At 70.9% G+C, this 24,288-nt stretch carries 21 protein-coding genes and 2 tRNA genes; 11 read left to right on the forward strand and 12 right to left on the reverse strand.

The window, feature by feature from the left end; genetic code table 11:
- Positions 1 to 54: 54 nt before the first annotated feature.
- Positions 55 to 1,077: a rod shape-determining protein gene (locus ASC82_RS02050; protein WP_185909605.1), complete on the forward strand. Its 1,023-nt coding sequence runs from the start codon at positions 55 to 57 to the stop codon at positions 1,075 to 1,077.
- Positions 1,078 to 1,080: 3 nt separating this feature from the next.
- Here the strand turns inward: ASC82_RS02050 and ASC82_RS02055 are convergent, their stop codons facing one another.
- Entirely contained in the window at positions 1,081 to 2,226 is a 1,146-nt protein-coding gene (locus tag ASC82_RS02055; protein WP_056641439.1) for an ATP-binding protein, read from the reverse strand.
- 102 nt (positions 2,227 to 2,328) lie between these two features.
- Between ASC82_RS02055 and ASC82_RS02060 the strand changes: the two genes are divergently transcribed.
- From ASC82_RS02060 to ASC82_RS02075, 4 genes are all read left to right on the forward strand, one after another.
- A complete protein-coding gene (locus ASC82_RS02060; protein ID WP_056640543.1) occupies positions 2,329 to 3,474 on the forward strand; it encodes a PAS domain-containing sensor histidine kinase in 1,146 nt (381 codons plus the stop codon).
- Positions 3,471 to 4,190: a response regulator transcription factor gene (locus ASC82_RS02065; RefSeq protein WP_056640545.1), complete on the forward strand. Its 720-nt coding sequence runs from the start codon at positions 3,471 to 3,473 to the stop codon at positions 4,188 to 4,190. Before ASC82_RS02060 ends, ASC82_RS02065 begins: the two co-directional genes overlap by 4 nt.
- Positions 4,191 to 4,371: 181 nt before the next feature.
- A complete protein-coding gene (wecB, locus tag ASC82_RS02070) occupies positions 4,372 to 5,541 on the forward strand; it encodes a UDP-N-acetylglucosamine 2-epimerase (non-hydrolyzing) (RefSeq protein WP_056641442.1) in 1,170 nt (389 codons plus the stop codon).
- A 47-nt stretch (positions 5,542 to 5,588) separates the two neighbouring features.
- On the forward strand, positions 5,589 to 6,941 hold the full coding sequence (locus ASC82_RS02075) for a glycosyltransferase family 2 protein (RefSeq protein WP_056640548.1): 1,353 nt from the start codon (positions 5,589 to 5,591) through the stop codon (positions 6,939 to 6,941).
- Between the two features lie 58 nt (positions 6,942 to 6,999).
- Here ASC82_RS02075 and ASC82_RS02080 read toward each other — a convergent pair whose 3' ends face one another.
- Complete coding sequence (locus tag ASC82_RS02080) at positions 7,000 to 9,621, reverse strand: valine--tRNA ligase (protein WP_056640551.1); 2,622 nt, start codon at positions 9,619 to 9,621, stop codon at positions 7,000 to 7,002.
- A gap of 138 nt (positions 9,622 to 9,759) precedes the next feature.
- Here ASC82_RS02080 and ASC82_RS02085 point away from each other — a divergent pair, with 138 nt between their 5' ends.
- Positions 9,760 to 10,728 (forward strand): hypothetical protein, encoded by a 969-nt coding sequence (locus ASC82_RS02085; protein ID WP_056640553.1) that lies wholly within the window; start codon positions 9,760 to 9,762, stop codon positions 10,726 to 10,728.
- Between the two features lie 80 nt (positions 10,729 to 10,808).
- Here ASC82_RS02085 and clpX read toward each other — a convergent pair whose 3' ends face one another.
- From clpX to ASC82_RS02110, 5 genes are all read right to left on the reverse strand, one after another.
- A complete protein-coding gene (gene clpX / locus ASC82_RS02090) occupies positions 10,809 to 12,092 on the reverse strand; it encodes an ATP-dependent Clp protease ATP-binding subunit ClpX (RefSeq protein ID WP_024755522.1) in 1,284 nt (427 codons plus the stop codon).
- 156 nt (positions 12,093 to 12,248) lie between these two features.
- A complete protein-coding gene (locus ASC82_RS02095; RefSeq protein ID WP_056641445.1) occupies positions 12,249 to 12,911 on the reverse strand; it encodes an ATP-dependent Clp protease proteolytic subunit in 663 nt (220 codons plus the stop codon).
- Positions 12,912 to 12,973: 62 nt separating this feature from the next.
- The gene (locus ASC82_RS02100) at positions 12,974 to 13,591 is read right to left on the reverse strand and encodes an ATP-dependent Clp protease proteolytic subunit (RefSeq protein WP_056640557.1); all 618 of its coding nucleotides are present in this window, start codon (positions 13,589 to 13,591) and stop codon (positions 12,974 to 12,976) included.
- Between the two features lie 244 nt (positions 13,592 to 13,835).
- A complete protein-coding gene (gene tig / locus ASC82_RS02105; protein ID WP_056640560.1) occupies positions 13,836 to 15,221 on the reverse strand; it encodes a trigger factor in 1,386 nt (461 codons plus the stop codon).
- A gap of 172 nt (positions 15,222 to 15,393) precedes the next feature.
- Positions 15,394 to 15,470 (reverse strand) — tRNA-Pro (locus ASC82_RS02110).
- A gap of 133 nt (positions 15,471 to 15,603) precedes the next feature.
- Between ASC82_RS02110 and ASC82_RS02115 the strand changes: the two genes are divergently transcribed.
- Positions 15,604 to 15,677 (forward strand) — tRNA-Gly (locus ASC82_RS02115).
- Positions 15,678 to 15,811: 134 nt separating this feature from the next.
- Positions 15,812 to 16,189, forward strand: coding sequence for an amphi-Trp domain-containing protein (locus ASC82_RS02120; protein WP_056640563.1), 378 nt, complete (start codon positions 15,812 to 15,814; stop codon positions 16,187 to 16,189).
- A 7-nt stretch (positions 16,190 to 16,196) separates the two neighbouring features.
- Here ASC82_RS02120 and ASC82_RS02125 read toward each other — a convergent pair whose 3' ends face one another.
- Together ASC82_RS02125 and ASC82_RS02130 are read right to left on the reverse strand one after the other, a co-directional pair.
- Positions 16,197 to 16,391: a hypothetical protein gene (locus tag ASC82_RS02125; RefSeq protein WP_030684996.1), complete on the reverse strand. Its 195-nt coding sequence runs from the start codon at positions 16,389 to 16,391 to the stop codon at positions 16,197 to 16,199.
- 154 nt (positions 16,392 to 16,545) lie between these two features.
- On the reverse strand, positions 16,546 to 17,691 hold the full coding sequence (locus ASC82_RS02130; RefSeq protein ID WP_056640568.1) for a PP2C family protein-serine/threonine phosphatase: 1,146 nt from the start codon (positions 17,689 to 17,691) through the stop codon (positions 16,546 to 16,548).
- A gap of 106 nt (positions 17,692 to 17,797) precedes the next feature.
- On the opposite strand from ASC82_RS02130, the gene ASC82_RS02135 reads away from it, so the two are divergent.
- Entirely contained in the window at positions 17,798 to 19,027 is a 1,230-nt protein-coding gene (locus ASC82_RS02135) for a GNAT family N-acetyltransferase (protein ID WP_056640570.1), read from the forward strand.
- Between the two features lie 4 nt (positions 19,028 to 19,031).
- On the opposite strand, the gene ASC82_RS02140 is transcribed toward ASC82_RS02135, so the two are convergent.
- Both ASC82_RS02140 and ASC82_RS02145 read right to left on the reverse strand, forming a co-directional pair.
- The gene (locus tag ASC82_RS02140; protein ID WP_056640572.1) at positions 19,032 to 19,841 is read right to left on the reverse strand and encodes a DNA-formamidopyrimidine glycosylase family protein; all 810 of its coding nucleotides are present in this window, start codon (positions 19,839 to 19,841) and stop codon (positions 19,032 to 19,034) included.
- A complete protein-coding gene (locus ASC82_RS02145) occupies positions 19,841 to 20,335 on the reverse strand; it encodes a ribose-5-phosphate isomerase (protein WP_056640574.1) in 495 nt (164 codons plus the stop codon). Before ASC82_RS02145 ends, ASC82_RS02140 begins: the two co-directional genes overlap by 1 nt.
- Before the next feature lie 196 nt (positions 20,336 to 20,531).
- On the opposite strand from ASC82_RS02145, the gene ASC82_RS02150 reads away from it, so the two are divergent.
- Positions 20,532 to 21,965, forward strand: a complete 1,434-nt coding sequence (locus ASC82_RS02150) for an amino acid permease (protein ID WP_056640577.1) — start codon at positions 20,532 to 20,534, stop codon at positions 21,963 to 21,965.
- A 93-nt stretch (positions 21,966 to 22,058) separates the two neighbouring features.
- Here the strand turns inward: ASC82_RS02150 and ASC82_RS02155 are convergent, their stop codons facing one another.
- Positions 22,059 to 22,652, reverse strand: coding sequence for a biotin transporter BioY (locus ASC82_RS02155; protein WP_024755533.1), 594 nt, complete (start codon positions 22,650 to 22,652; stop codon positions 22,059 to 22,061).
- Between the two features lie 253 nt (positions 22,653 to 22,905).
- Here ASC82_RS02155 and ASC82_RS02160 point away from each other — a divergent pair, with 253 nt between their 5' ends.
- Positions 22,906 to 24,279, forward strand: a complete 1,374-nt coding sequence (locus ASC82_RS02160; RefSeq protein ID WP_056640580.1) for an amino acid permease — start codon at positions 22,906 to 22,908, stop codon at positions 24,277 to 24,279.
- Positions 24,280 to 24,288 lie beyond the last annotated feature (9 nt).

Consider the following 24,288-nt stretch of genomic DNA (forward strand, 5'->3'; position numbering starts at 1 on the left):
TTTCGGGACTTTCGGTCCCCCGTCCGCCGAAGCCGCCGGGCAAACTTGGCGATCATGGACATAGGGATCGACCTCGGCACGGCCAACACGCTCCTCTACGCCCGGGGCCAGGGCATCGTGCTCAACGAGCCGTCCGTGGTGGCGGTCCAGGAGGGCTCGCGGCAGGCGCTCGCGGTCGGCACCGAGGCGAAGGAGACGATCGGCCGAACACCCGGTTCGATCAGCGCGATCCGCCCCCTGAAGGACGGCGTGATCAGCGATTACGAGGCAGCCGAGGAGATGATCCGGCACTTCGTGCGCAAGGCCGTCCCGGGCCGCCGCCGGCCCCGCACCCGGATGGTGGTCTGCGTGCCGAGCGGGGTGACCCCGGTCGAGCGGCGGGCGATCGTGCACGCCTCGCTGTCGGCGGGGGCGCGGGCGGTGCACCTCATCGAGGAGCCGATGGCGGCGGCGATCGGGGCGGGACTCCCGGTCTCCGACCCGCGCGGCTCGATGGTCGTCGACATCGGCGGCGGGACGACCGAGGTGGCGGTGATCTCGCTGGGCGGGATCGTCACGGCCCAGTCGCTGCGGGTGGGCGGCGACCGCCTCGACGCGGCCATCACCGACTTCGTCCGCAAGGAGCACTCGCTCCTCATCGGCGAGCGCACGGCCGAGGACGTCAAGGTCGCGATCGGCTCGGCGTGGCCGGTGCCGGGCGAGGAGGAGCGGGAGCGGCGGACCTTCACCGTGCGGGGGCGGGAGAAGGTCAGCGGGCTGCCCCGGACGGTGGAGCTGACGGTGCCCGAGGTGCGGGAGGCGCTGGACGAGCCGGTGGAGGCGATCATCGCGGCGGTGCGGGCGACGCTCGAGGAGTGCCCGCCGGAGCTGTCCGGCGACGTGATGGAGCACGGCATCGTCCTGACCGGCGGCGGGGCGCTGCTGCCGGGCCTCGACCTGCGGCTGGCCTCCGCGACGGAGATCCCGGTCTTCGTCGCCGACCGGCCGCTGGACTGCGTGGCGCTGGGCTCGGGCCGGTGCGTGGAGGACTTCGACAGCCTTCAGCGGGTCATGGGGAAGGCGGAGCGGGTCCGCTGACGGCTACGCAGGTCGCCCGAGGCCCGTCGGGAGCAGCGCCGTCACCCCGTACGCGCCGCCCTCCGCGCGGGCCTTCAGCGTGCCGCCCATGCTGACGACCCGTTCCTCCATGGAGAAGAGGCCGGTGCCGGTCGAGACGGGTGACGGGTCCGGCGGGGTCTTCGGCAGCGGGTTGCGCACCTCGATGCGCAGGTCGGGCCCCTCCACCGTGATGGCGACCGTCACCGGCAGGCCGGGCGCGTGCTTGGCGGCGTTCGTCAGGCACTCCTGGACGACCCGGTGGACGGCCGCCTGCCGCAGCGGCGACAGCGCCTTCGCCGCGTCCGCGACCGTCAGGTCCACGGGGCTGCCCATCCGCTCGCTCTCCTCGGCGAGCGCGGCGAGCCCTTCGAGGCCGGGGGTGGCCGCGTCCCGGTCGGCGCGCCGCACGATCGTCTCGTTGAGCATGAGATGGGCGCGGCGGGCGGTGTCCGCGAGCTCCTCGAAGTCCTTCTGGTGCGCGTCGCCCCGCGCCCGTACGGCGAGGACCTCGGCCCGTACCGCGAGGACGGTGAGCTCGCGGCCGACCAGGTCGTGGACGTCCCGGCCGACGGAGATCCGCTCCTCCTGCACGGCCTGCCGGGCGGCGGCGTCGCGGCGCTGGACCTCCAGGGCGCGCACGAGGTCCTGGCGGTACGCGGCGATGCCGACGCCCGCCGCGAGGACGCCGATCGGGACGACGATGCTCAGGAAGTCGCTCAGGGTGTCGCCGTGCCGGGCGGGCCAGCCGGGCGTCTGGAAGAGGGCGAGCGCCACGCCGATGTAGAGCACGGTGGCGGCGACGGCGGCCCGCCGCCCACGGAACCGGCCGATCGAGTACAGCGCGAACTGGATCATGGTGAGCTCGTGGAGCCACCCCATCAGGCCGAGCGCCACGAGGTACGGGACCCACGGCAGCCGGCGCCTGAGCACCAGCGTGGCCGCCCCGGCCGCGAGGACGATGGTCGCGGTGACCCCGGTGAGCGAGTTGTCGGCGCGGGCGAGACCCGGCACGTCGAGGACCATCAGGCCGAAGGCGCTCAGCGCGGCGACGACGTCGAGGGCGCGGGGCGAGACGGCCCACCGGTCCACGCAACGGCGCAGCGCGGGGACGGTGGGGAGGCGGGACATGCCGTCCATCATCCAAGGTCTTTCGTCCCGAAACGGTGGACCCGAAGTCCCTTCTGGTGTGAGATCGGGCACTTCGCCCACATTGCTGTTTGACTCAGAAATGTGCACGAAGCATCCCAGGAGCAGCTGTCCTTCGCCGCCGCGTTCCTCGACGCCCTCCCCCAGGCGGCCCTCCTCCTCGACCCCGACCTGCGGGTCGTCCGGGTGAACCGCCGCCTCACCACCCTCCTGCGGCTGCCCGAAGGACTCGACCTCTCCCCCGGTACGCCACGGGAGCGGATCGTCGGCCATCTGGCCGGGATGCTGGACCGGCCCGAGGAGCGGGACCGCCTCCTGGAGGAGAGCGAGACGCACGGGCCCGTCACCCGCACCACCGACTACCACCTGCGGGACGGCCGGGTGCTGCGCCGCCGCCGGGCCCCGGTCGGCGACGGCGCACGGCCGCTCGGGCACCTGTGGCTCGTGGAGGACGTGACGCGGCAGCGCGAGGCGGAGGAGGGGCTGTACGGGCAGGTACGGAAGCTGGCGGCGCTCGCCGACGAGCGGGCCGCCTTCGCCGGCCGGACCCTGCACGAGCTGCGGACCCCGCTCGCCACCGTCCTGAGCTTCGCCGAACTGCTCCTCGACCCGGTCTCCGGGCCGCTGAACCCGGAGCAGATCTCGTACGTGGACGCCGTCCGGCGCAACGCGCTGCGGATGCGCTCGGTGGCCGAGGACCTGCCGAGGGCGGCCGCCGGCGGGCCCCGCGCCGAGCCGCGGCTCGGCCAGGTCCTCGTCGACGAGCTGATCGAGCGCGTGGTCCTCGAAGCGCTCCAGCGGTCCGAGGGCGGCGGCCCGTACATCGCGGCCGACTGCCCGCCCGGCGGCCCGCCGCTCGTCGCCGACGCCGGGATGCTGACGGGCGCCCTGGAGGAACTCCTCGGCAACGCGCTGCGCTTCACCCCGGAGGACGGCCGGGTCGAGGTGGTCGGCCGCCCCGCCGACGACCACTGGACGATCCAGGTCAAGGACACCGGCATCGGGATCCCGCTGGAGTACCACGAGGAGATCTTCACCCCGTTCGTCCGCGCGCCCAACGCCCGCCGCGAGGGCTTCCCCGGCACCGGGCTCGGCCTGGCGGGCGCACTGGACGCCGTACGGCTGCACGGCGGCGCCATCACGGTCCGCGACCGCGAGGGGCCGGGCGCCGTCTTCACCGTCCGGCTGCCGCTCGCCGGCCGCCGCGCCGCCGGGGCGGCCCGCCCGTGACCCGGCTGCTGATCGTCGAGGACGACCCCGACCTCGCCCTGGCCCTGCGGGTCCTCCTCACCCGGCACGGGTACGAGGTCTCCGTCGCCGCCGACGGCCGCGAGGCCCTCCGGCTGCTCTTCGCCGAACGCCCGGCCCTGATGGTCCTCGACCTGCTCCTGCCCGAGCTCGACGGCTGGGAGGTCCTCGACCGCACCCGGGACATGAGCGACCTGCCGGTCCTCGTCCTCTCCGGCCTCGGCGACGTCGACGACCGGGTCCGCGGGCTGCGCTCGGGCGCCGACGACTACCTGGTCAAACCCTTCGACCGGACGGAGCTGCTGGCCCGCGTCGAGGCCCTGCTGCGCAGGTCGGGGCCCCGGCACTGGGTGGGCGCGCACGTCGAGGAGGACCTGCGGCTCGTGCCGGAGCGGCGCGCCGCGCTCTGGCAGGGCGGCGAGATCCGGCTCAGCGACATCGAGTACCGCCTGCTCCAGGTCCTGGTCCGCAACCGCGGCCGGGTCGTCACCACCGAACAGCTCCTCGACCAGGTCTGGGACGACGCGCTGGCCATCGGACGCGACCGGGTGAAGTTCGCGGTCCTCCGCCTCCGCCGCAAACTCCGCACCGCCGGCGGCCCCCACTCCCGCGACCCCCTGGAAGCGGTACGGGGCCTGGGCTACCGCTACGAGACCGCGGACCGCCCGACCGGGCTCGACCGGAGCGCGGGCGGCTAGGACTGCCCGTCCGGCGTGACCCGTGCCACCCCGGATCAGGAGCGGCGTGACCCGTACCACCCCGGAACAGGGCCGGAAGTCCCGGCCGGACGTCCCGACCTTCCGCGCCCGCCCGCATGGCAACCGTTCCGCAACCGAACGCCACCGGAGCGCGCGACCGTCGCCCGTCAGCGTCCAGGGCATGAAGACTCTCCCCGCCCGCAGCGTCGCCGTCGTCCTCGGAACCCGCCCCGAACTGGTCAAGCTCGCCGAGCTCATCCGCGCCCTCGGCCCCGCCGCCCGGGTCGTCCACACCGGCCAGCACTACGACGACGGGCTCTCCGGCAGCTTCCTCGACGAGCTGGGACTGCCGGAGCCGGAGTACCTCACCGGGGTCGGCGGGCAGCCCCGGGCCGTCCAGGTCGCCGCCGCCCTCACCGGCCTCGACGAGCGCTTCGCCGCCGAGCCGCCGCTCGCCGTCGTCGTCCAGGGCGACACGAACGCCGCGCTCTCCGGCGCCCTCGCCGCCAACGCCCGCTCCGTCCCGCTCGTCCACGTCGAGGCAGGGCTGCGCAGCCACGACCGGGCCATGCCCGAGGAGCACAACCGGGTCCTCATCGACCGGCTCGCCGACGTCCTGTGCGCGGCCACCCCCGACAACCGCGACCTGCTCCTCGCCGAGGGCGTGCCCGAGGAGCGGATCGCCGTCACCGGCAACACCGTCGTCGAGGCCGTCCACGACCACCTCCCGCCGCCGGAGGAGCGGGCGCGCCTGCTCGCCGTCAGCGGTCTCGCCCCCGACGGGTACGTCCTGGCGACCGTCCACCGCCCGGAGAACACCGACGACCCCGCCGCGCTCGCCGCCGTCCTGGAGGAGCTCGCCGCCCTCGCCCGCGAGCTGCCGGTCGTCCTCCCCCTCCACCCCCGCACCCGCGCCCGCATCGAGACGGCGGGCCTGCTGCCGCTCCTCGACGGCCTGACGGTGCTGCCCCCGGCCGGGTACGGCACCTTCCTCGCCCTCGCCCGGCACGCGGCGCTGATCGTCTCGGACTCCGGCGGCATCCAGGAGGAGACGACGGTCCTCGGCCGCCCGCTGGTGGTCGTCCGCCGCTCCACCGAACGCCCCGAGTCCCTCACCGACTTCGCCGACCTCGTCGAGCCGGGCCCCGGGATCGGCGAGGCGGCGCGCCGCCGGCTCGCGGAGGGCGGGCTCGGCCTGCGGCGCCTGGGCACGCTCCCCAGCCCGTACGGCGACGGCACCGCCTCCGACCGGATCGCCGGGCTGCTCAGGAACCTGATCGCCGGGCGGGACACGGCCCCGTCCGTCCCGCACCGGACCCACGCGACCGCGACCCACGCCACCGCGGCCTGAGCCCACCGAGCGCCCGCCCCCTCCCCCGCACCCCACCGGAGACCCCCATGAGCCTCCACCTCCTGCTGTACGTCTTCCCGTTCCTCCTCCTCGCCGGCTTCCTCGTCTACTGGGCGGGCGCCCGGTACGCCTACGCGCGCCGCCGACCCTCCGAGCTCGGCGACCCGACCGCGTACGACTGGCACTTCTTCGTCCCCTGCCGGGATGAGGAAGCCGTCATCGCGACCACGGTCACCCGGCTGCGCACCGACTTCCCCACCGCGCACGTCTGGGTCATCGACGACGCCAGCGACGACCTGACCGCCCCGATCGTCACCGCCCTCGCCGGCCAGGACCCCCACATCCACCTGGTCTCCCGCAGGCGCCCCGACGCCCGGATCGGCAAGGGCGCGGCCCTCAACGCCGCCTACACCGCCCTGAACACCCACCTCGGCGAGACGACCGGCACCGACCGCGCCCGCGTCATCGTCTGCGTCGTCGACGCCGACGGCCAGGTCGGCCCCGACGCCCTCGCGCACGTCAGCGGCCCCGACGCCTTCGCCGACCCCGACATGGGCGGCGTCCAGATCGGCGTACGGATGCGCAACGTCGACGACGAGCGCCCGCTCGCCGACCGGGGACGCCTCGCCAACGCCTACGCCCGGCTCCTCATCCGCATGCAGGACGTCGAGTTCGCCGTCTCCAACACCGGCATGCAGCTCCTGCGCCGCCGCACCGGCTCCGTCGGCCTCGGCGGCAACGGCCAGTTCACCCGGCTCACCGCCCTCGACCGCATCGCCGCGGCCGAGCGCCGCCCGTGGCAGCAGGACGCCCTCCTGGAGGACTACGAACTGGGCCTCCACATGCGCCTCGCCGGCTACCAGGTCACCCACGTCGCCGACACCTGGGTCACGCAGGAAGCGCTCCCGTACACCCGCCGCTTCCTCACCCAGCGCACCCGCTGGGCGCAGGGCAACATCACCTGCGTGCGGTACGCGAACCGCATCATCGGCTCCCGCCACTACAAGGCCCGCGGCGTCCTGGAATCCCTCTACACGTTCTTCCAGCCGATCGCCCACCTCGCGACCCTGGTCCTCACCGCGGTCATGCTGGTCGCCCTCGTCCTCGGCGGCGGCGCGGCCGAGGTCGTGCTCGCCGCCTGGCCCCTCGCGCTCGCCCTGGCGGTCGTCTCGATCGTCCCGTTCCTGCTCTGGGGCCCGGTCTACCGCCGCGAGTTCGCCCCGGACCGCTCCCGGATCAAGGGCCTCCTCTGGGGCTTCGCGCTCTGGCTGTACGCGTACCACCTGTTCGTCGTCTCGGCGCGCGGCTTCGTCCGCCTCGTCCGCGGCCGCACCGGCTGGGCCAAGACCCGCCGCAACTCCGAGACGGCGGGCGTCGGCCCGGTCGCCACGGAGTCCTGACGGGGGTACGCGAAAGGGGCCCGGAACCGAGCATCGGTTCCGGGCCCCTTTTGCCGTACTAGGCCTGCGGCAGGTTCGCCAGCTGGTTCTGGATACGGGCGATGTCCTCGTCCGCCTTGGCGAGGCGGCCACGGATCTTGTCGACCACGTTGTCCGGGGCCTTGGCGAGGAAGGCCTCGTTGCCGAGCTTCCCGTTCGCCTGGGCCTTCTCCTTCTCGGCGGCCGCGAGGTCCTTCGCGAGGCGCTTGCGCTCCGCCTCGACGTCGATCGTGCCCGACAGGTCGAGCGCGACCGTCGCACCGGCGACCGGCAGGGAGGCGGTGGCGGAGAAGCCCTCGCCCTCCGGCTGGAGGCGCAGCAGCTGACGGATGGCCGCCTCGTGCGGGGCCAGCGCCGTACCGGTCACGTCCAGCCGGGCCGGGACCTTCTGACCGGGCTGGAGACCCTGGTCGGAACGGAAGCGGCGGACCTCGGTGACGACCTGCTGGACCAGCTCGATCTCCTTCTCGGCGGCCTCGTCGCGGAAGCCACTGTCCTTCGGCCAGTCCGCGACGACGAGGGACTCGCCGCCGGTGAGGGTGGTCCACAGGGTGTCCGTGACGAACGGGACGATCGGGTGCAGCAGGCGCAGGGTGACGTCGAGGACCTCACCGAGGACCCGCGCCGAGACCTTGGCCTGCTCGCCGCCGTCGAAGAAGGTCGTCTTGGACAGCTCGACGTACCAGTCGAAGACCTCGTCCCACGCGAAGTGGTAGAGGGCGTCGGCGAGCTTCGCGAACTGGTAGTCGTCGTAGAAGGCGTCCGCCTCGGAGACGACCTTGTTCAGTCGCGAGAGGATCCAGCGGTCGGTCGCCGACATGTCCGCGACGTCCGGCAGCGGGCCCTCGACCGTGGCGCCGTTCATCATGGCGAAACGGGTCGCGTTCCAGATCTTGTTGGCGAAGTTCCGGGACGCCTGGACCCAGTCCTCGCCGATCGGGACGTCGACGCCCGGGTTGGCGCCCTTGGCCAGGGTGAAGCGCAGGGCGTCGGAGCCGTACTTGTCCATCCAGTCCAGCGGGTTGACCGTGTTCCCGAACGACTTCGACATCTTCTTGCCGAACTCGTCACGGACCATGCCGTGGAACGCGATCGTGCGGAACGGCGGCTGGCCGTCCATCGCGTACAGGCCGAACATCATCATGCGGGCGACCCAGAAGAACATCAGGTCGTAGCCGGTGACCAGGACGGAGTTCGGGTAGAACTTCTCCAGGTCCGGCGTCTTCTCGGGCCAGCCCATCGTCGAGAACGGCCACAGGCCCGACGAGAACCACGTGTCGAGGACGTCGGTGTCCTGCGTCCAGCCCTCGCCCGTCGGCGGCTGCTCGTCGGGGCCGACGCAGACCAGCTCGCCGTTCGGACCGTGCCAGACGGGGATGCGGTGGCCCCACCACAGCTGGCGCGAGATGCACCAGTCGTTGAGGTTGTCGACCCAGTCGAAGTAGCGCTGCGACATGTCGGCCGGGTGGATGTTCACCTGACCGTCGCGGACCGCGTCGCCGGCGGCCTTGGCCAGCGTCTCGACCTTGACCCACCACTGGAGGGACAGTCGCGGCTCCAGCGTCGTCTTGCAGCGCGAGCAGTGCCCGACCGAGTGCGAGTACGGACGCTTCTCGGCGACGATCCGGCCCTCGGCGCGCAGGGCGGCGACGATCGCGGAACGGGCCTCGAAGCGGTCCAGGCCCTGGAAGGGGCCGTGGACGGTGATGACGCCGCGCTCGTCGAGGACCTCGATGGACTCAAGGCCGTGGCGCTGGCCGATGGCGAAGTCGTTCGGGTCGTGCGCCGGGGTCACCTTGACGGCGCCGGTGCCGAACTCGGGGTCGACGTGCGTGTCGGCGACGACCGGGATGGTCCGGTCGGTCAGCGGCAGCTTGATCTGCTTGCCGATGAGGTGGGCGTAGCGCTCGTCGTCGGGGTGGACGGCGACGGCGGTGTCACCGAGCATCGTCTCGGCGCGGGTGGTGGCGACGACGATGGTGTCGTCGCCCTCGCCGTACTGCATGGAGACGAGCTCGCCGTCGTCGTCCTGGTAGTCGACCTCGATGTCGGAGATGGCCGTCAGACAGCGCGGGCACCAGTTGATGATGCGCTCGGCGCGGTAGATCAGGCCGTCGTCGAACATCTTCTTGAAGACGGTCTGGACGGCGCGGGACAGGCCCTCGTCCATGGTGAAGCGGTCCCGGCTCCACGCCAGGCCCTCGCCGAGGCGGCGCATCTGGCCGGCGATCTGACCGCCGGACTCGGCCTTCCACTCCCAGACGCGCTCGACGAAGGCCTCGCGGCCCAGGTCGTGGCGGGACTTGCCCTCCTTGGCGAGCTCGCGCTCGACGACGTTCTGGGTGGCGATGCCGGCGTGGTCCATGCCGGGCTGCCACAGCGTCTCGAAGCCCTGCATGCGCTTGCGGCGGGTGAGGGCGTCGATCAGCGTGTGCTCGAAGGCGTGGCCCAGGTGCAGCGATCCGGTGACGTTCGGCGGCGGGATGACGATCGTGTACGCGGGCTTCTCGCTCTTCGCGTCCACCTCGAAGTAGCCACGCTCTACCCAGCGCTCGTACAGCGGCCCCTCTACCTCGGCCGGCGCGTACTGGGTCGGCAGTTCGGTGGTGGGCGCTGTCTGCTGCTGAGTGTTCTCGGTCACGGGCCCAGTTTAGGGGTGTCCCCGCCTTGTCCTGAAACGCTTTGGTTCGGTAACGGTGTGGCCCCCGCCGCACTTCGTGGTCTTCGCTTCCGCCAGGATGTTCGGCAGACATAAACATCCTGTGAGGGGAACCTGTCGATGAGCTACAACCAGCCCGGCCCGTACGGCGGCCAGCCGCCCCAGCAGCCCGGCCCCTACGGCCAGCAGCCGGGCCCGTACGGCCAGCAGCCGCAGCAGCCCGGCCCGTACGGCCAGCCGCAGGCTCCGCAGCCGGGTTACGGATACCCCCAGCAGGCCCCGCAGGGCGTCCCGCCGCAGCAGCCCCCCTACGGCTACCCGCAGCAGGGCCAGCAGCCCAACCCGTACGGCCAGCAGCCCCCGTACGGCGCCCCCCAGGGCCCCGGCGGCTACGTCCCCCACCCCCCGGCCCCGAAGAAGTCCAAGGCCGGCTGGATCATCGGCGCGGTCGCGGTCGTGGCGGCGCTCGGCGTGGGCGCGTACTTCGTCTTCGGCGGCGGCGGCGCGTCGGTCGCGGACGACGGCCCGCACAAGCTGACCACCCCGGACACGGTGCTCACCGAGTACAAGAAGAAGCCGGGCAAGGAGGGCGGCGACAAGGACTCCCTCAAGGAGGCCCAGCAGAACGGCGTCAAGAACGCCACGAACGTCGGCGCCAGCTACGAGGTGAAGGACGCCGCCAACCCGCTCGGCGGCAAGATCCTCTCCTTCAGCGGCCTCTACGGCGAGATCGACGACCCCGAGAAGGTCGTCGACAACGTCTTCGCGAGCATCAAGGCGGAGTCCGAGAAGGACACGACCAGCACGGCCGGGGAACCGAAGATGGCACTGGTCGGCAGCCCGCAGGAGTTCACTCCTGCGGAGCTGGACGGCGCCGTTCTCAAGTGCCAGCAGGCCAAGTCCGAGGCCGACCAGGCCAAGTCCACCCCGGCGTTCGCCATGACCATGTGCGTGTGGGCGGACCACAGCACGGTCGGCTACGTGGCCCCGGTGAACGTCGCCGACATGCTCGCGGGCAAGCAGGGCTCGATGGATGACGCCGCCTCCATCACCGCCAAGCTCCGCAAGGAGATCCGCGTCAAGCTCTGAACCCCGGAGTCACCGACCGGACATGAGTGAGGGGGTCCCGCCTTCGAGGCGGGACCCCCTCACTCCTTGCCTGCCTGCCGTCAGGCCGACTTCTCGTGCCTGCCGTCGTTCTTCACGATCCGGGGGACCAGCGTCGGGTTGACGTTGTTGCGGACGACGTCCGCCGTGATGACGACCCGGGCCACGTCCTTGCGGGACGGGACCTCGTACATCACCGACTGGAGGACCTCCTCCATGATGGCGCGCAGGCCGCGCGCGCCGGTGCCGCGGAGGATCGCCTGGTCGGCGATGGCCTCCAGGGCCGGGCGGTCGAAGTCCAGCTCCACGCCGTCGAGTTCGAAGAGGCGCTGGTACTGCTTCACCAGCGCGTTGCGCGGCTCGACGAGGATCTGGAGGAGCGCCTCGCGGTCCAGGTTGTGGACCGAGGTGAGGACGGGGAGACGGCCGATGAACTCCGGGATCATCCCGAACTTCACCAGGTCCTCCGGCATGACCTCCTGGAACTGGTCGCTCGCCTCGATCTCGCGCTTGGAGCGGATGGTCGCCCCGAAGCCGATGCCCTTGGCGCCCGCCCTCGACTCGATGATCTTCTCCAGGCCGGCGAAGGCGCCGCCCACGATGAAGAGCACGTTCGTCGTGTCGATCTGGATGAACTCCTGGTGGGGGTGCTTCCGGCCGCCCTGCGGGGGGACCGAGGCCGTCGTCCCTTCCAGGATCTTCAGGAGGGCCTGCTGGACGCCCTCACCGCTCACGTCACGCGTGATCGACGGGTTTTCGCTCTTACGGGCGACCTTGTCGATCTCGTCGATGTAGATGATCCCGGTCTCGGCCTTCTTGACGTCGTAGTCGGCCGCCTGGATCAGCTTGAGCAGGATGTTCTCGACGTCCTCGCCGACATAGCCGGCCTCCGTCAGCGCCGTCGCGTCGGCGATGGCGAACGGGACGTTGAGCATGCGCGCCAGCGTCTGGGCCAGGAGCGTCTTGCCGGAGCCCGTGGGGCCCAGCAGCAGAATGTTGGACTTCGCCAGTTCGATGGCGTCGTCCCGCCCCGCCCCGCCGCCGTTCTCGCCGGCCTGGACGCGCTTGTAGTGGTTGTACACCGCGACCGAGAGGGCCTTCTTCGCGGGCTCCTGCCCGACGACGTATCCCTCGAGGAACTCGTAGATCTCGCGGGGCTTGGGAAGTTCCTCCCAGCGCACCTCGCTCGTCTCCGCGAGTTCTTCCTCGATGATCTCGTTGCAGAGGTCGATGCACTCGTCGCAGATGTACACACCGGGTCCTGCGATGAGCTTCTTCACCTGCTTCTGGCTCTTTCCGCAGAACGAGCACTTGAGCAGGTCGCCGCCATCACCGATGCGTGCCACGAGGTGCTTCCCCTTCGCCTGGGAGTGCTTGGTTCAGCGACTCCTGGTGCCTCATATTCGACGGTACCTTGCCGGGCCCCCCGTTCGGGCCCCCCTTGGCACGGTTCACATGGACGGGAATGCGTCATGTGCCCCGTGCCGAGGGAAGGTCGGGCGTCAGTGTGCCTCGGCGGCCGTGCTCTTGCGGGTCGAGACGATCTGGTCGATCAGGCCGTACGCGAGGGCGTCCTCGGCGGTCAGGATCTTGTCACGCTCGATGTCGTCGCGGATCTTCTCGATCGGCGTCGAGGAGTGCTTGGCCAGCATTTCTTCGAGCTGGCTGCGCATCCGCAGGATCTCGCGGGCCGCGATCTCCAGGTCGGAGAGCTGCTCACGGCCGGTGCCGCCGGAGGGCTGGTGGATCAGCACGCGCGCGTTCGGCAGGGCCATCCGCTTGCCGGGCGTACCGGCGGCGAGCAGCACGGCCGCGGCGGAGGCCGCCTGGCCCATGCAGACCGTCTGGATGTCCGGCTTCACGAACTGCATCGTGTCGTAGATCGCCGTCAGCGCGGTGAAGGAGCCACCGGGGCTGTTGATGTAGATCGAGATGTCGCGGTCCGGGTCCATCGACTCCAGGCACAGGAGCTGCGCCATGACGTCGTTGGCCGAGGCGTCGTCGATCTGCACGCCGAGGAAGATCACGCGCTCCTCGAAGAGCTTCGCGTACGGGTCGTACTCGCGGACGCCCTGCGAGGTGCGCTCGACGAAGCGCGGCACGACGTAGCGGTTGTCCATCGGCGCGCCGGTGTAGAGGCCGCTCGCGGAGAGGTTGTTCTGCATCTGGGTGTTCACCGTCCTGGTGGCGTTCGGTGGGCTGGGGCTCGTGAGCGGATTGCCGGGGCTCAGGCGCCCGTGCCGCCGCCGCCGGGAACACCCGCGGCGTGCGTGATGATGTCGTCGATGAGGCCGTAGCTCTTGGCCTCGTCCGCGGTGAACCAGCGGTCGCGGTCACCGTCGCGGATGATCGCCTCGACGGTCTGGCCGGAGTGGTGCGCGGTGATCTCGGCCATGCGCTTCTTCGTGCGAAGGAGGTACTCGGCCTGGATCTTGATGTCGGAGGCCGTGCCGCCGATGCCGGCGGAGCCCTGGTGCATCAGGATGTCGGTGTTCGGCAGCGCGAAGCGCTTGCCGGGGGTGCCGCCGGTGAGCAGGAACTGCCCCATCGAGGCCGCCATGCCCATACCGATGGTCACGACGTCGTTGGGGATGTACTGCATGGTGTCGTAGACGGCCATGCCGGCCGTCACGGAGCCACCGGGGCTGTTGATGTACAGGAAGATGTCCTTCTCCGGGTCGGCGGCCAGGAGGAGCATCTGAGCGGTGATCTTGTTGGCGATGTCATCGTCGACCTGCTGGCCGAGGAAGATGATCCGCTCGCCGAGCAGCCGGTTGTAGACATGGTCGCCGAGGCCGCCACCGATGGACGGCTCACCCGCGGCGTAAGGCTTCAGATTCGTCACGTATCCACCTGCTCGTCTCCGACGGCGAAAGGGCCGTCTCAGCGTCTCGTTCCGAGGGCATTGCCCTCGTATTCATGGACCCTAACGCGCAGGTAGGACAACGCCATCCCGGTTCCCGAACTGTTCGCTGGGAGCGCAAGGTCGGCGGGGGCGCGTAACCGCCCCCGGGTACGTCCACGGGCCCGTACGCACAGCAGTGCGTACGGGCCCGTGGAACGGGGTTCCGCGCGGGGCGCGGAGCCGCTTACTTGTCCTCGGAGACCTCGGCCTCGCCGGTGACGGCCTCGACGGCCTCGGCGGCGGTCTCGAGCTCGTCCTCGTCGTCGGAGAGGTCGACGACCTCACCGTTGGAGTCGACGACCTTGGCGGCCTCGACGACGACCGCGAGGGCCTTGCCGCGGGCGACCTCGCCGACGAGCATCGGCACCTGGCCGCCCTGGGCCACGGCCTGGGCGAACTGGTCGGGGCTCATGCCGGAGGAGGCGGCGCGACGGAAGAGGTGCTCGGTGAGCTCCTCGCGGGAGACGTCGAGCTTCTCCTTGTTGACGAGCTCATCGAGGATGAACTGCGTCTTGATGCCCTTCTCGGCCTGCTCCTTGGTCTCGGCCAGGAACTCTTCCTCGGTCTTGCCCTGGAGCTCCAGGTACTTCGCGAGGTCGATTCCCATCTGGCCGAGCTGGTGGTGCTCCAGGTTGTGCTTGCGGGTGTTGATCTCGTCCTCGAGAAGCTTCTCGGGCATCGGGACCTCGACCAGCTTGAGGAGCTCGTCGAGGACGCGCTCCTGGGCCTGGGTGGCCTGGTCGAACTGCTTCATGTTCTCGAGGCGCTTGCGGCTGTCGGCCTTGAGCTCGTCGAGGGTGTCGAACTCCGACGCCATCTGCGCGAACTCGTCGTCCAGCTCGGGGAGCTCACGGGCGGCGACGGTGGTGACCTTGACGGTGACCTCCGCGTCCTTGCCCTCGGCGGAGCCGCCCTTCAGCTGCGAGGTGAAGGTGGCCTCGCCGCCGGCCTCCAGGCCCTTGACGGCCTCGTCGATGCCGTCGAGCAGCTCGCCGGAACCGATGGTGTACGAGACACCGTCGGCGACACCGTCGGGCAGGACCTCGCCGTCGACCTTGGCCTCGAGGTCGATGGTGACGACGTCGCCGTCCTGGGCGGCCCGCTCGACCGTGGAGGTCGAGGCGAAGCGCTCGCGGAGCTGCTCCACCGACTTCTCGATGTCCTCGTCGGTGACCTCGACCGCGTCGACGGTGACCTCGATGCCGGAGTAGTCCGGGATCTCGATCGTCGGGCGGATGTCGACCTCGGCGGTGAAGGCCAGCAGCTCGCCGTCCTTCAGCTCCGTGATGTCGACCTCGGGCTGACCCAGCGGGTTGACCTCGGCCTCGTTGACGGCCTCGGTGTAGAACTTCGGGAGCGCGTCGTTGACGGCCTCTTCCAGCACGGCGCCGCGGCCGAACCGCTGGTCGATCACGCGAGCCGGGATCTTGCCCTTACGGAAGCCCTTGACCGTGACCTGCTGGTTGATCTTCTTGTACGCCGCGTCGAGGCTGTCCTTGAGCTCCTCGAAGGGCACCTCGACAGTGAGCCGAACCCGGGTCGGGTTCAGGGTCTCCACGGCGCTCTTCACGGTTAGGTCTCCTTGTGGCTGATTCCTGGAATCCACCGTCCCCGCGTGAAAGCGGTTCCGGTGGGTCTGCCCGGTCAGAAAGACACACGGGCACGCAGCTTGCATAGTAACCGCAAGCGGGGAGGCAGCCACAACGTGATCAAGAACGCGACCGGTGGGCGCGTGATCGTCATGGTCGGGGTGGCGGGATTTGAACCCACGGCCTTCCGCTCCCAAAGCGGACGCGCTACCAAGCTGCGCCACACCCCGTCGGTGCGACACGTAGGGTACATGGACGGGGACAGTGCGGCGCCCCCCGTTTCAACGGGTGTGCACGAAGGTCCCCCGACCGGCTACCATGCTCTTCGTGCCGCGGTCCTGGTGACCTGCGGCGCGATGCTGTGCGGGTGTAGCTCAATGGTAGAGCACTAGTCTTCCAAACTAGCTACGCGGGTTCGATTCCCGTCACCCGCTCCACGGTCTCGGGGCCGGTCCGGAAGAAGTCTTTCCGGACCGGCCCCGAGGCGTTTTCCGGGGGCGCGCGAGATGCCGGGTCCGGCCGGGTCGCGCAGACTGGGCTCAGCCCGTCTCCCGCCCCACCGGAGGTAGCGATGAAGGACCTGAAGTTCGAGCGGAAGCGCTCGCTGTCCCGCCACGAGGCAGCCGATCAGCTGACCATGCTCGCCGCCGCACTGAGGGAGGGCGGGGAGGCCGAACTGAAGCTGGGGGCCGGAACGCTGAACCTGCGCATCCCCGAAGAGTTCCGCAGCGAGGTGGAACTGGAGGTCGGCGACGGGGAGATCGAGCTGGAGATCGAGCTCAAGTGGTCGACGCGCGGCCCCCGGGAGGCGCCGGCGCCGAGTGCCGCGGTCGCGGGCAGCAGCATGGGGGCGAAGCGGTCCGCCCCGCGGCCGACCGCGGCCACGAAGACGACCAAGCCGGCCGCCAAGGCGGCGAACGGCGCCAAGAAGGCCAAGTCCGCGAAGTAGCGTCGGCTCAGAACTTGATGGAGCCGACCGTCTGCGTTATCGAGTCCAGGAAGCGCTGGATGTCGTCGGCCATGCCGGTGGAGGCGAGGAAGAAGCCGAAGAGCACCGCGACCACGGCCGGTCCGCCCTTGAGGTTCCCCCCGCGGATCAGCACCACCAGGATGATTGCCAACAGCAACACCACAGACAGTGAAATGGCCACAACTGATCACACCCTCGGTCGGTCCCGCCTTGCCGCCGGGGAGCGCACGTCGCTCACCACCCCCCGCTGTCTCCATGGTGCCATCAACTCCCATGCCCCCGCCGCCTCGTGACGAATCGTCGTGGAGAAGATCACGTCACACCGGGGCGGCCGGTCAGGCGCGGCGGGAGATGAGCAGCAGCGCCCGGTCGTCGTTGACGTCCTTGGCGACGGCCTCGATCAGATGCCAGGTGACGCCGTCGAAGCCCTCGGCGACGCAGCGGTCGGCCTCGCCGGTGAGGCGGTCGATGCCCTCGGCGATGTCCCGGTCGGCGGCCTCGACGAGGCCGTCCGTGAAGAGCATGAGGACGTCTCCGGGCCGCAGTGAGCCCTTGACCGGGTGGAACTCGGCCCCGTCGTAGACGCCGAGGAGGGGGCCCTCGGCGGCCTTCTCCTCCCAGCGGCCGCTGCCCGCGTGCAGCTGAAGCGCGGGGAGGTGGCCGGCGGAGAAGAGTTCGTAGTCGCCGGAGTCCAGGTCGAGGACGAGGTGGATCGAGGTGGCGAAGCCCTCGTCCCAGTTCTGCCGGAGCAGGTAGCCGTTGGCCGCGGGGAGGAAGCCGTGCGGCGGGAGCGAGCCGAGAAGACCGCCGAAGGCTCCGGAGAGCAGCAGGGAGCGGGAGGCCGCGTCCATGCCCTTGCCGGAGACGTCGGTGAGGACGACCTCCAGGATGCGGCCGCCGTGGGTGCGGGCGGCGACGACGAAGTCCCCGGAGAAGGACTGGCCGCCGGCGGGCCGGAGCGCCATTTCGCGGTGCCAGCCCTGCGGGAGCCGGGGCAGGGCGCTCTGGACGCGGATCCGTTCGCGCAGGTCGAAGAGCATGGTGCCGCCGCGCCGCCAGGGCACGCCGACGCGGGCGCGGAACTGGGCGATGAGGAGTCCGAAGAGTCCGCAGGCGGCGACGGTGAGGACGGTGCCGGGGGTGACCCGGGCGGGGCCCTGTGTGTACGGGCCGAGGACGACGGACTCGACGATGAGGGCGCCGGCGGCGGCCGCGTACAGCCCGAGCAGGCTGGCGGGGCGCAGCAGCAGCCCGCCGGCCACGATGGGCAGGACGAGCGCGGCGGGCGCGCACCAGACCGGGTCGAGCAGGGTGCCGCAGGCGATGGCCGGAATCATCAGGAGGAGTCCGGCGAAGGCGAGCCAGTCGGAGCCGTCCCCGCGGAAGTAGTCGACGCCGGACTTGCGCAGCGCGATGCGGGCCCGGCGGGCGCGCCTGCGCGTCCGGGCCGCGTACGTGTTCACTCCCGCGCGGTGTCCCATTGGCCTGGACCCTATCCACCCGGTCCGACATCGCGCAGGGGTACCCCTGTGACAATGTGCGCGAAATCGGGTCGCCCCGGGCGCGCGCCGCTGATATCGATGGCATATGACTACTGAGCTGCGGGTTCTCGACCCGTCGGAGTGGGACCGCTGGTACGGGGTGTTGGAGCTTGCGTTCGGGGGTGTGGCGGAGGAGCCCGAGGAGCGGGCGTTGTGGCGTGATCTGACCGAGTGCGAGCGGTCCCTGGCGGTCTGGGACGGCGAGCAGCCGGTGGCGACGGCGGGCGCCTTCTCGTTCCGGCTGACCGTTCCGGGCGGGGCCTCGGTACCGGCCGCCGGCGTCACGATGGTGAGCGTGACCGGAACGCATCGCAGGCGCGGGATCCTGACCTCGATGATGCGGCGGCAGCTTGACGACGTACGGGCGCTGGGTGAGCCGCTGGCCGTGCTGACGGCCTCGGAGGCGGTCATCTACGGGCGATTCGGGTACGCGGCGGCGAGCTGGGCGCAGCGGGCGGTCATCGACACGACCCGGGTGCGGCTCGACGTACCGGCCGGGACGGACGCGGTGACGCTGCGGACGGTGCCGACGGCGGAGTCCTCGGCGGTGACGGAGGCGGTGTACGCGCGGATGGTGCCTCGCCGGCCCGGGATGCTGGCCCGCCGACCCGGCTGGGAGCGGCTGCCGCTGCTCGACCCGCCGGGTTCGCGGCAGGGTTCCTCACCGCGGCTGTGCGTGCTGGCGGAGCGGGACGGGGAGGTCGTCGGGTACGCGTACTACGCGATCAAGCCGGACTGGACCTGGGCCGGCTCGGACGGTTCGGTGACCGTGCACGAGCTGATGGGCCTCGACGGGGCGGCGGAGGCTGCGCTGTGGCGGTTCCTCTGCTCGGTCGACCTGACGTCGAAGGTGCGGGTGAACAGCGCCCCGACGGACGCGGCCTGGCAGCACCTGGTCTCGGACGTGCGGCGGTGCGAACCGACGGCGCGGGAGGTGCTGTTCGTCCGGCTCGTGGAGGTGGGCGCGGCGCTGGAGGCGCGGACGTACCAGGCTCCGGTGGACGTGGTGTTCGAGGTCGAGGACGCGTTCTGTCCCTGGAACGAGGGGCGTTGGCGTCTGACGGGCGACACGAAGGGCGCGACGTGCGTCCGGACCTCGGATCCGGCGGACCTCGAACTGTCCGTACGGGAGCTGGGCGCGGCGTACTTGGGCGGGACGTCGTTGGTGTCGCTGGCGGCGGCGGGTCGCGTGCGGGAGCTCCGCGAGGGCGCGCTGGTCGAGGCGTCCGTGGCCTTCGGCTCACCGGTGGCGCCGTGGCTGCCGCACGGGTTCTAGGCCGCTAGCGGGTCTGGCAGCCCGGGCACCAGAAGAGGTTGCGGGCTGCCAGGTCCGCGGTGTGGATCTCGTGGCCGCAGATGTGGCAGGGCTGGTGGGTCCTTCGGTAGACGTAGACCTCGCCGCCGTGGTCGTCCACGCGCGGCGGGCGGCCCATCGCCTCGGGGGTGTGCTCGGGGCGGACCGTGTCGATGCGGTTCAGGCGGACGCCCTCGCGCATCAGCATCGCGAGGTCGGTCCAGATCGCGTCCCACTCCCCCGGCGTCAGGTCCCTGCCCGCGCGGTAGGGGTCGATGCCGTGGCGGAAGAGGACCTCGGCGCGGTAGACGTTGCCGACGCCGGCGATGACCTTCTGGTCCATGAGCAGGGCGGCGATCGTCGTGCGGGACTTCGCGATCCGGCGCCAGGCCTTGCCGGGGTCGTCGCCGGTGCGGAGCGGGTCGGGGCCGAGGCGGTCGTGTATCGCCTGCTTCTCGGCGTCCGTGACGAGCGCGCAGGTGGTGGGGCCGCGGAGGTCGACGTAACCCTCGGGGTTGGCGAGGCGCAGGCGCACCGTGTCGGTGGGCGGCGGGGCCGGGGCGTCGCCGAAGTTCACCTTGCCGAAGAGGCCGAGGTGGATGTGGATCCACTCCTCGCCGCGGAAGCCGAGGAAGAGGTGCTTGCCGTGGGCCTCCGTGGTCTCCAGGACGCTTCCGTCGAGCAGGGCCGCCGAGTCGGCGAACTTGCCCTGGGGGCTGGAGACGCGAACGGACCGGCCGCCGAACCGTTCCCGGTGGTCGGCGGCCAGTCGGTGGATCGTGTGCCCCTCAGGCATCAGGCAGCGGGGCCCTGCGGGTGGTGCGCCGGGATCGGGGGGAGCTCGCCGGTGTTCTCGTAGGCGGTGAGCATGTCGATCCGGCGGGTGTGGCGCTCGTCACCCGAGTACGGCGTGTTCAGGAAGATCTCGACGAACTTCGTCGCCTCTTCCCGGGTGTGCATCCGGCCGCCGACGGAGATCACGTTGGCGTTGTTGTGCTCGCGGCCGAGGGCGGCGGCCTGCTCGCTCCAGGCGAGGGCGGCGCGCACCCCCTTCACCTTGTTCGCGGCGATCTGCTCGCCGTTGCCGGAGCCGCCGATGACGATGCCCAGGCTGTCCGCGTCCGCGGCCGTCTTCTCGGCGGCGCGCAGGCAGAACGGCGGGTAGTCGTCGAGGGCGTCGTAGATGTGCGGACCACAGTCGACGGGCTCGTGGCCGTGTGCCGTGAGCCACTCGACGAGGTGGTTCTTGAGTTCGTAGCCGGCGTGGTCGGAACCGATGTAGACGCGCATGGTGCCGAGTGTGGCATGTCGAGGCGGGGGTAGCGGTCAGCGGGGTCGGGACGTTCACCCGACCTGGTATGGACCTTCGCCTCTCGCGGAGTGGTCCTCACAACGATCCGGAATGAGGTCTTCCGATCAACCCCTCTCACAGGGTTGAATGCACGGGCTCGCGACCCGAGCGTCCCCCACACGTTAGGAAGCGTTCATGAACACGCAGCCGACCCTGGAGAAGGAAGGCGGAAAGGCCGGAACGGCCGATGTTCCGCAGTCCTCCGACGGTCTCAAGGCCGGGCTCAAGAACCGCCATCTCTCCATGATCGCCATCGGCGGTGTCATCGGCGCCGGACTCTTCGTCGGCTCCGGCTCCGGCATCGCCGCGGCCGGCCCCGCGATCCTGCTGTCCTACTTCCTCGTCGGCGCCATGGTCGTCTTCGTGATGCGGATGCTCGGCGAGATGGCCGCCGCCCGGCCGTCCTCCGGCTCCTTCTCGGCCTACGCGGACCGCGCGCTCGGCCGCTGGGCCGGCTTCAGCATCGGCTGGCTGTACTGGTTCTTCTGGGTCGTCGTCCTCGCCGTCGAGGCGACCGCCGGCGCCAAGATCCTGGAGGGCTGGATCCCGGCCGTCCCGCAGTGGGGCTGGGCGCTCATCGTGATGGTGGTGCTCACCATCACGAACCTCGGCTCGGTCGCCTCGTACGGCGAGTTCGAGTTCTGGTTCGCCGGCATCAAGGTCGTCGCCATCGGCGCCTTCGTCATCATCGGCATGCTCGCCGTCTTCGGCGTGCTGCCCGGCTCGGACAACCCGGGCACCGGATTCGCGCACCTCACCGACACCGGGGGCTTCTTCCCGATGGGCGCGGGCGCGGTCCTCACCGGTGTGCTGATGGTCGTCTTCTCCTTCATGGGCAGCGAGATCGTCACCCTCGCCGCCGGTGAGTCCGAGGACCCGCAGAAGGCCGTCACCAAGGCCACCAACAGCGTCATCTGGCGGATCGGCGTCTTCTACCTGGGCTCGATCTTCGTCGTCCTGGCCCTGCTGCCGTGGAACGACAAGTCGATCGTCGAGAAGGGCTCGTACGTCGCCGCCCTCGACTCCATCGGCATCGCGAACGCCGGCCAGATCATGAACGTGATCGTCCTGACGGCCGTCCTGTCCTGCCTGAACTCGGGTCTCTACACCGCTTCCCGCATGGCGTTCTCGCTCGGTCAGCGCGGCGACGCGCCGAAGGCCTTCGCCAAGGTCAACAAGCGGGGCGTGCCGACGGCGGCGATCCTCGGCTCGGTCGTCTTCGGCTTCGTCGCGGTCTTCTTCAACTACAAGTGGCCGGACACCGTCTTCGCCTTCCTGCTGAACTCCTCCGGCGCGGTCGCGCTCTTCGTCTGGCTGGTCATCTGCGTGACCCAGCTGAAGATGCGCGGCATCATCCTGCGCGAGACGCCGGAGAAGCTGGTCGTGAAGATGTGGCTCTTCCCGTACCTGACCTGGGCGACGATCGGCATGATCGTCTTCGTCCTCGGCTACATGCTGTACGACGGCGGCAGCGCCCGTGAGCAGGTCGTGCTCTCGCTGCTCGTGGCCGCGCTCGTGATCGCGATCTCGCTGGTCCGCCAGCGGATGGCGAAGACCGCCAAGCAGTAGTCCGTACCCGTACGAGCGAGTCGTCGCCCGTACGCGTACGAGAGGGCCCGTCGTTCCCCCGGAACGACGGCCCTCTCGCGTATCGCCGCCCGCTCAGCCCTTGCGGCCGACGAGCTTCCAGGCGGCCGGCAGGGCGCCCATGGCGAGCGCGGCCTTGAGCGCGTCGCCGATGAGGAAGGGGGTGAGGCCCGCGGCGACGGCCTGGCCGAAGGTCATGCCCGTGGCGAGCGCCAGGTAGGGCACGCCGACCGCGTAGATGATCGCGGAGCCGAGGGCCATCGCGCCGGCGGTGCGGAGCACCGAGCGGTCGGCGCCGCGGCGGGCGAGGGCGCCGACGACGGTCGCGGCGAGCATCATGCCGAGGATGTAGCCGAAGGACGGCATGCCGTAGCCGGAGGTGGCCTGCGCGAACCACGGCACGCCCGCCATGCCCGCCACGGCGTACGCGGCGAGGGCCAGGAAGCCGCGGCGGGCGCCGAGCGCGGTGCCGACGAGCAGGGCGGCGAAGGTCTGGCCGGAGACCGGGACCGGGGAGCCGGGGACCGGGACGGAGATCTGCGCGGCGAGGCCGGTCAGGGCGGCGCCGCCGACGACCAGGGCGATGTCGCGGGCGCGGCTCGCGGGGAGCAGGTCGGCGAGGACGGTGCCCGCACGGAGGGAACGGACGGGGGCGGCGGCGGTGCTCATCGGTACTCCGCGGGGTGAGGGTGGGTGGGACAGGTTGACGCTATGCCAGGAGTGAGCGCCCGATCACCGTCAGCCGCCGACAAAGCGACGACCGAGCACTTCGTGGAGATCGAACAAAGCCCGCCGATCACGCCACGCGCCACGTGACGCTTATCACTGGGGAGTCGTGCGCGGAGGTCCCTTTTGCGCCAGGGGACCTTCCCTGGAGAGACTGTGGGGTCTCCATAAACCGTCAGAGAGCACGAGCCCCCACATGCACGACTCCCTCGCCCCCGAACCGGAGCCCCTCTCCCACGGTCTGAAGCAGCGTCATCTGACGATGCTGGGGCTCGGCGGGGTGATCGGTGCCGGGCTCTTCGTCGGTTCGGGCGCGGGCATCGCGGTCGCCGGTCCCGGCATCGTCGTCTCGTACCTGATCGCGGGCGCGCTCGCGATGCTCGTCATGCGGATGCTGGGCGAGATGTCGGCGGCGATGCCCGCCTCCGGGGCGTTCTCGGTCCACGCGGAGCGGGCGCTCGGCCGCTGGGCGGGCTTCTCGGCGGGCTGGCTGTACTGGTTCCTGCTGGTCGTCGTCCTCGCCGTGGAGGCGACGGGCGCGGCGCGGATCGCGAACGGCTGGGCGCCGGGGGTCCCGCAGTGGGGCTGGGTGCTGATCTTCATGGTCGTCTTCACCCTCGCCAACCTCGCGGCGGTGAAGAACTTCGGCGAGTTCGAGTTCTGGTTCGCCGCACTGAAGGTCGGCGCGATCGTGCTCTTCCTGATCCTCGGCACGCTCGCGATCGTCGGCTGGCTGCCGGACACGGATCCGGTGGGGATGGCGAACCTGACCGGGCAGGGCGGTTTCCTGCCGAACGGCTGGGAGGGTGTCGTCTCGGGCGTCCTCGCCGTGGTCTTCGCCTTCGGCGGCCTGGAGGTCGTCACGATCGCGGCGGCCGAGACGGCCGACCCCGCGCGGAACGTGGCGCGGGCGGTGCGCAGCTCGGTGTGGCGGATCCTCCTCTTCTACGTGGGGTCGATGCTGGTCATCGTGACGCTGCTGCCGTGGACGTCGATGAAGCCGGGCGAGTCGCCGTACGTGGCGGTCCTGGACGCGATCGGGGTGCCGGCTGCGGGCCAGATCATGAACGTGGTGGTGTTCGTGGCGCTGCTCTCGGCGCTCAACGCCAACCTGTACGGCTCGTCCCGGATGGTGTTCTCGCTGGCGGAGCGCGGGGAGGCGCCGAAGGGGCTGCTCCGGGTCTCGGCCGGCGGGGTGCCGCGCCGGGCGGTCCTCGCCTCGGTGGCCTTCGGCTTCGTCTCCGTCCTCCTCAATCTGAAGTGGCCGGATTCCGTCTTCCTCTACATGCTCAACGCGGTCGGCGCGGTGCTGCTCTTCGTCTGGGCCCTGATCGCGGTCTCGCAGCTGAGGCTGCGGCGCCGGATCGAGCGCGAGGCGCCGGAGACCCTGACGCTGAAGATGTGGGGATTCCCGTGGCTGACCTGGGTGGCGCTCGCCGCGATGGCGGCGGTGCTCGTCCTGATGCTCACCGACGACGCGGCGCGCCCGCAGGTGCTGTGGTCGGGGGCGGCGACCGGGGCGGTCCTGCTGATCGCGTGGGTGCGGGAGCTGCGCACGAACCGGGCATGAACCTTCACT

Source organism: Streptomyces sp. Root431, assembly GCF_001426585.1.
GTDB classification, from domain to species: Bacteria; Actinomycetota; Actinomycetes; order Streptomycetales; family Streptomycetaceae; genus Streptomyces; species Streptomyces stackebrandtii.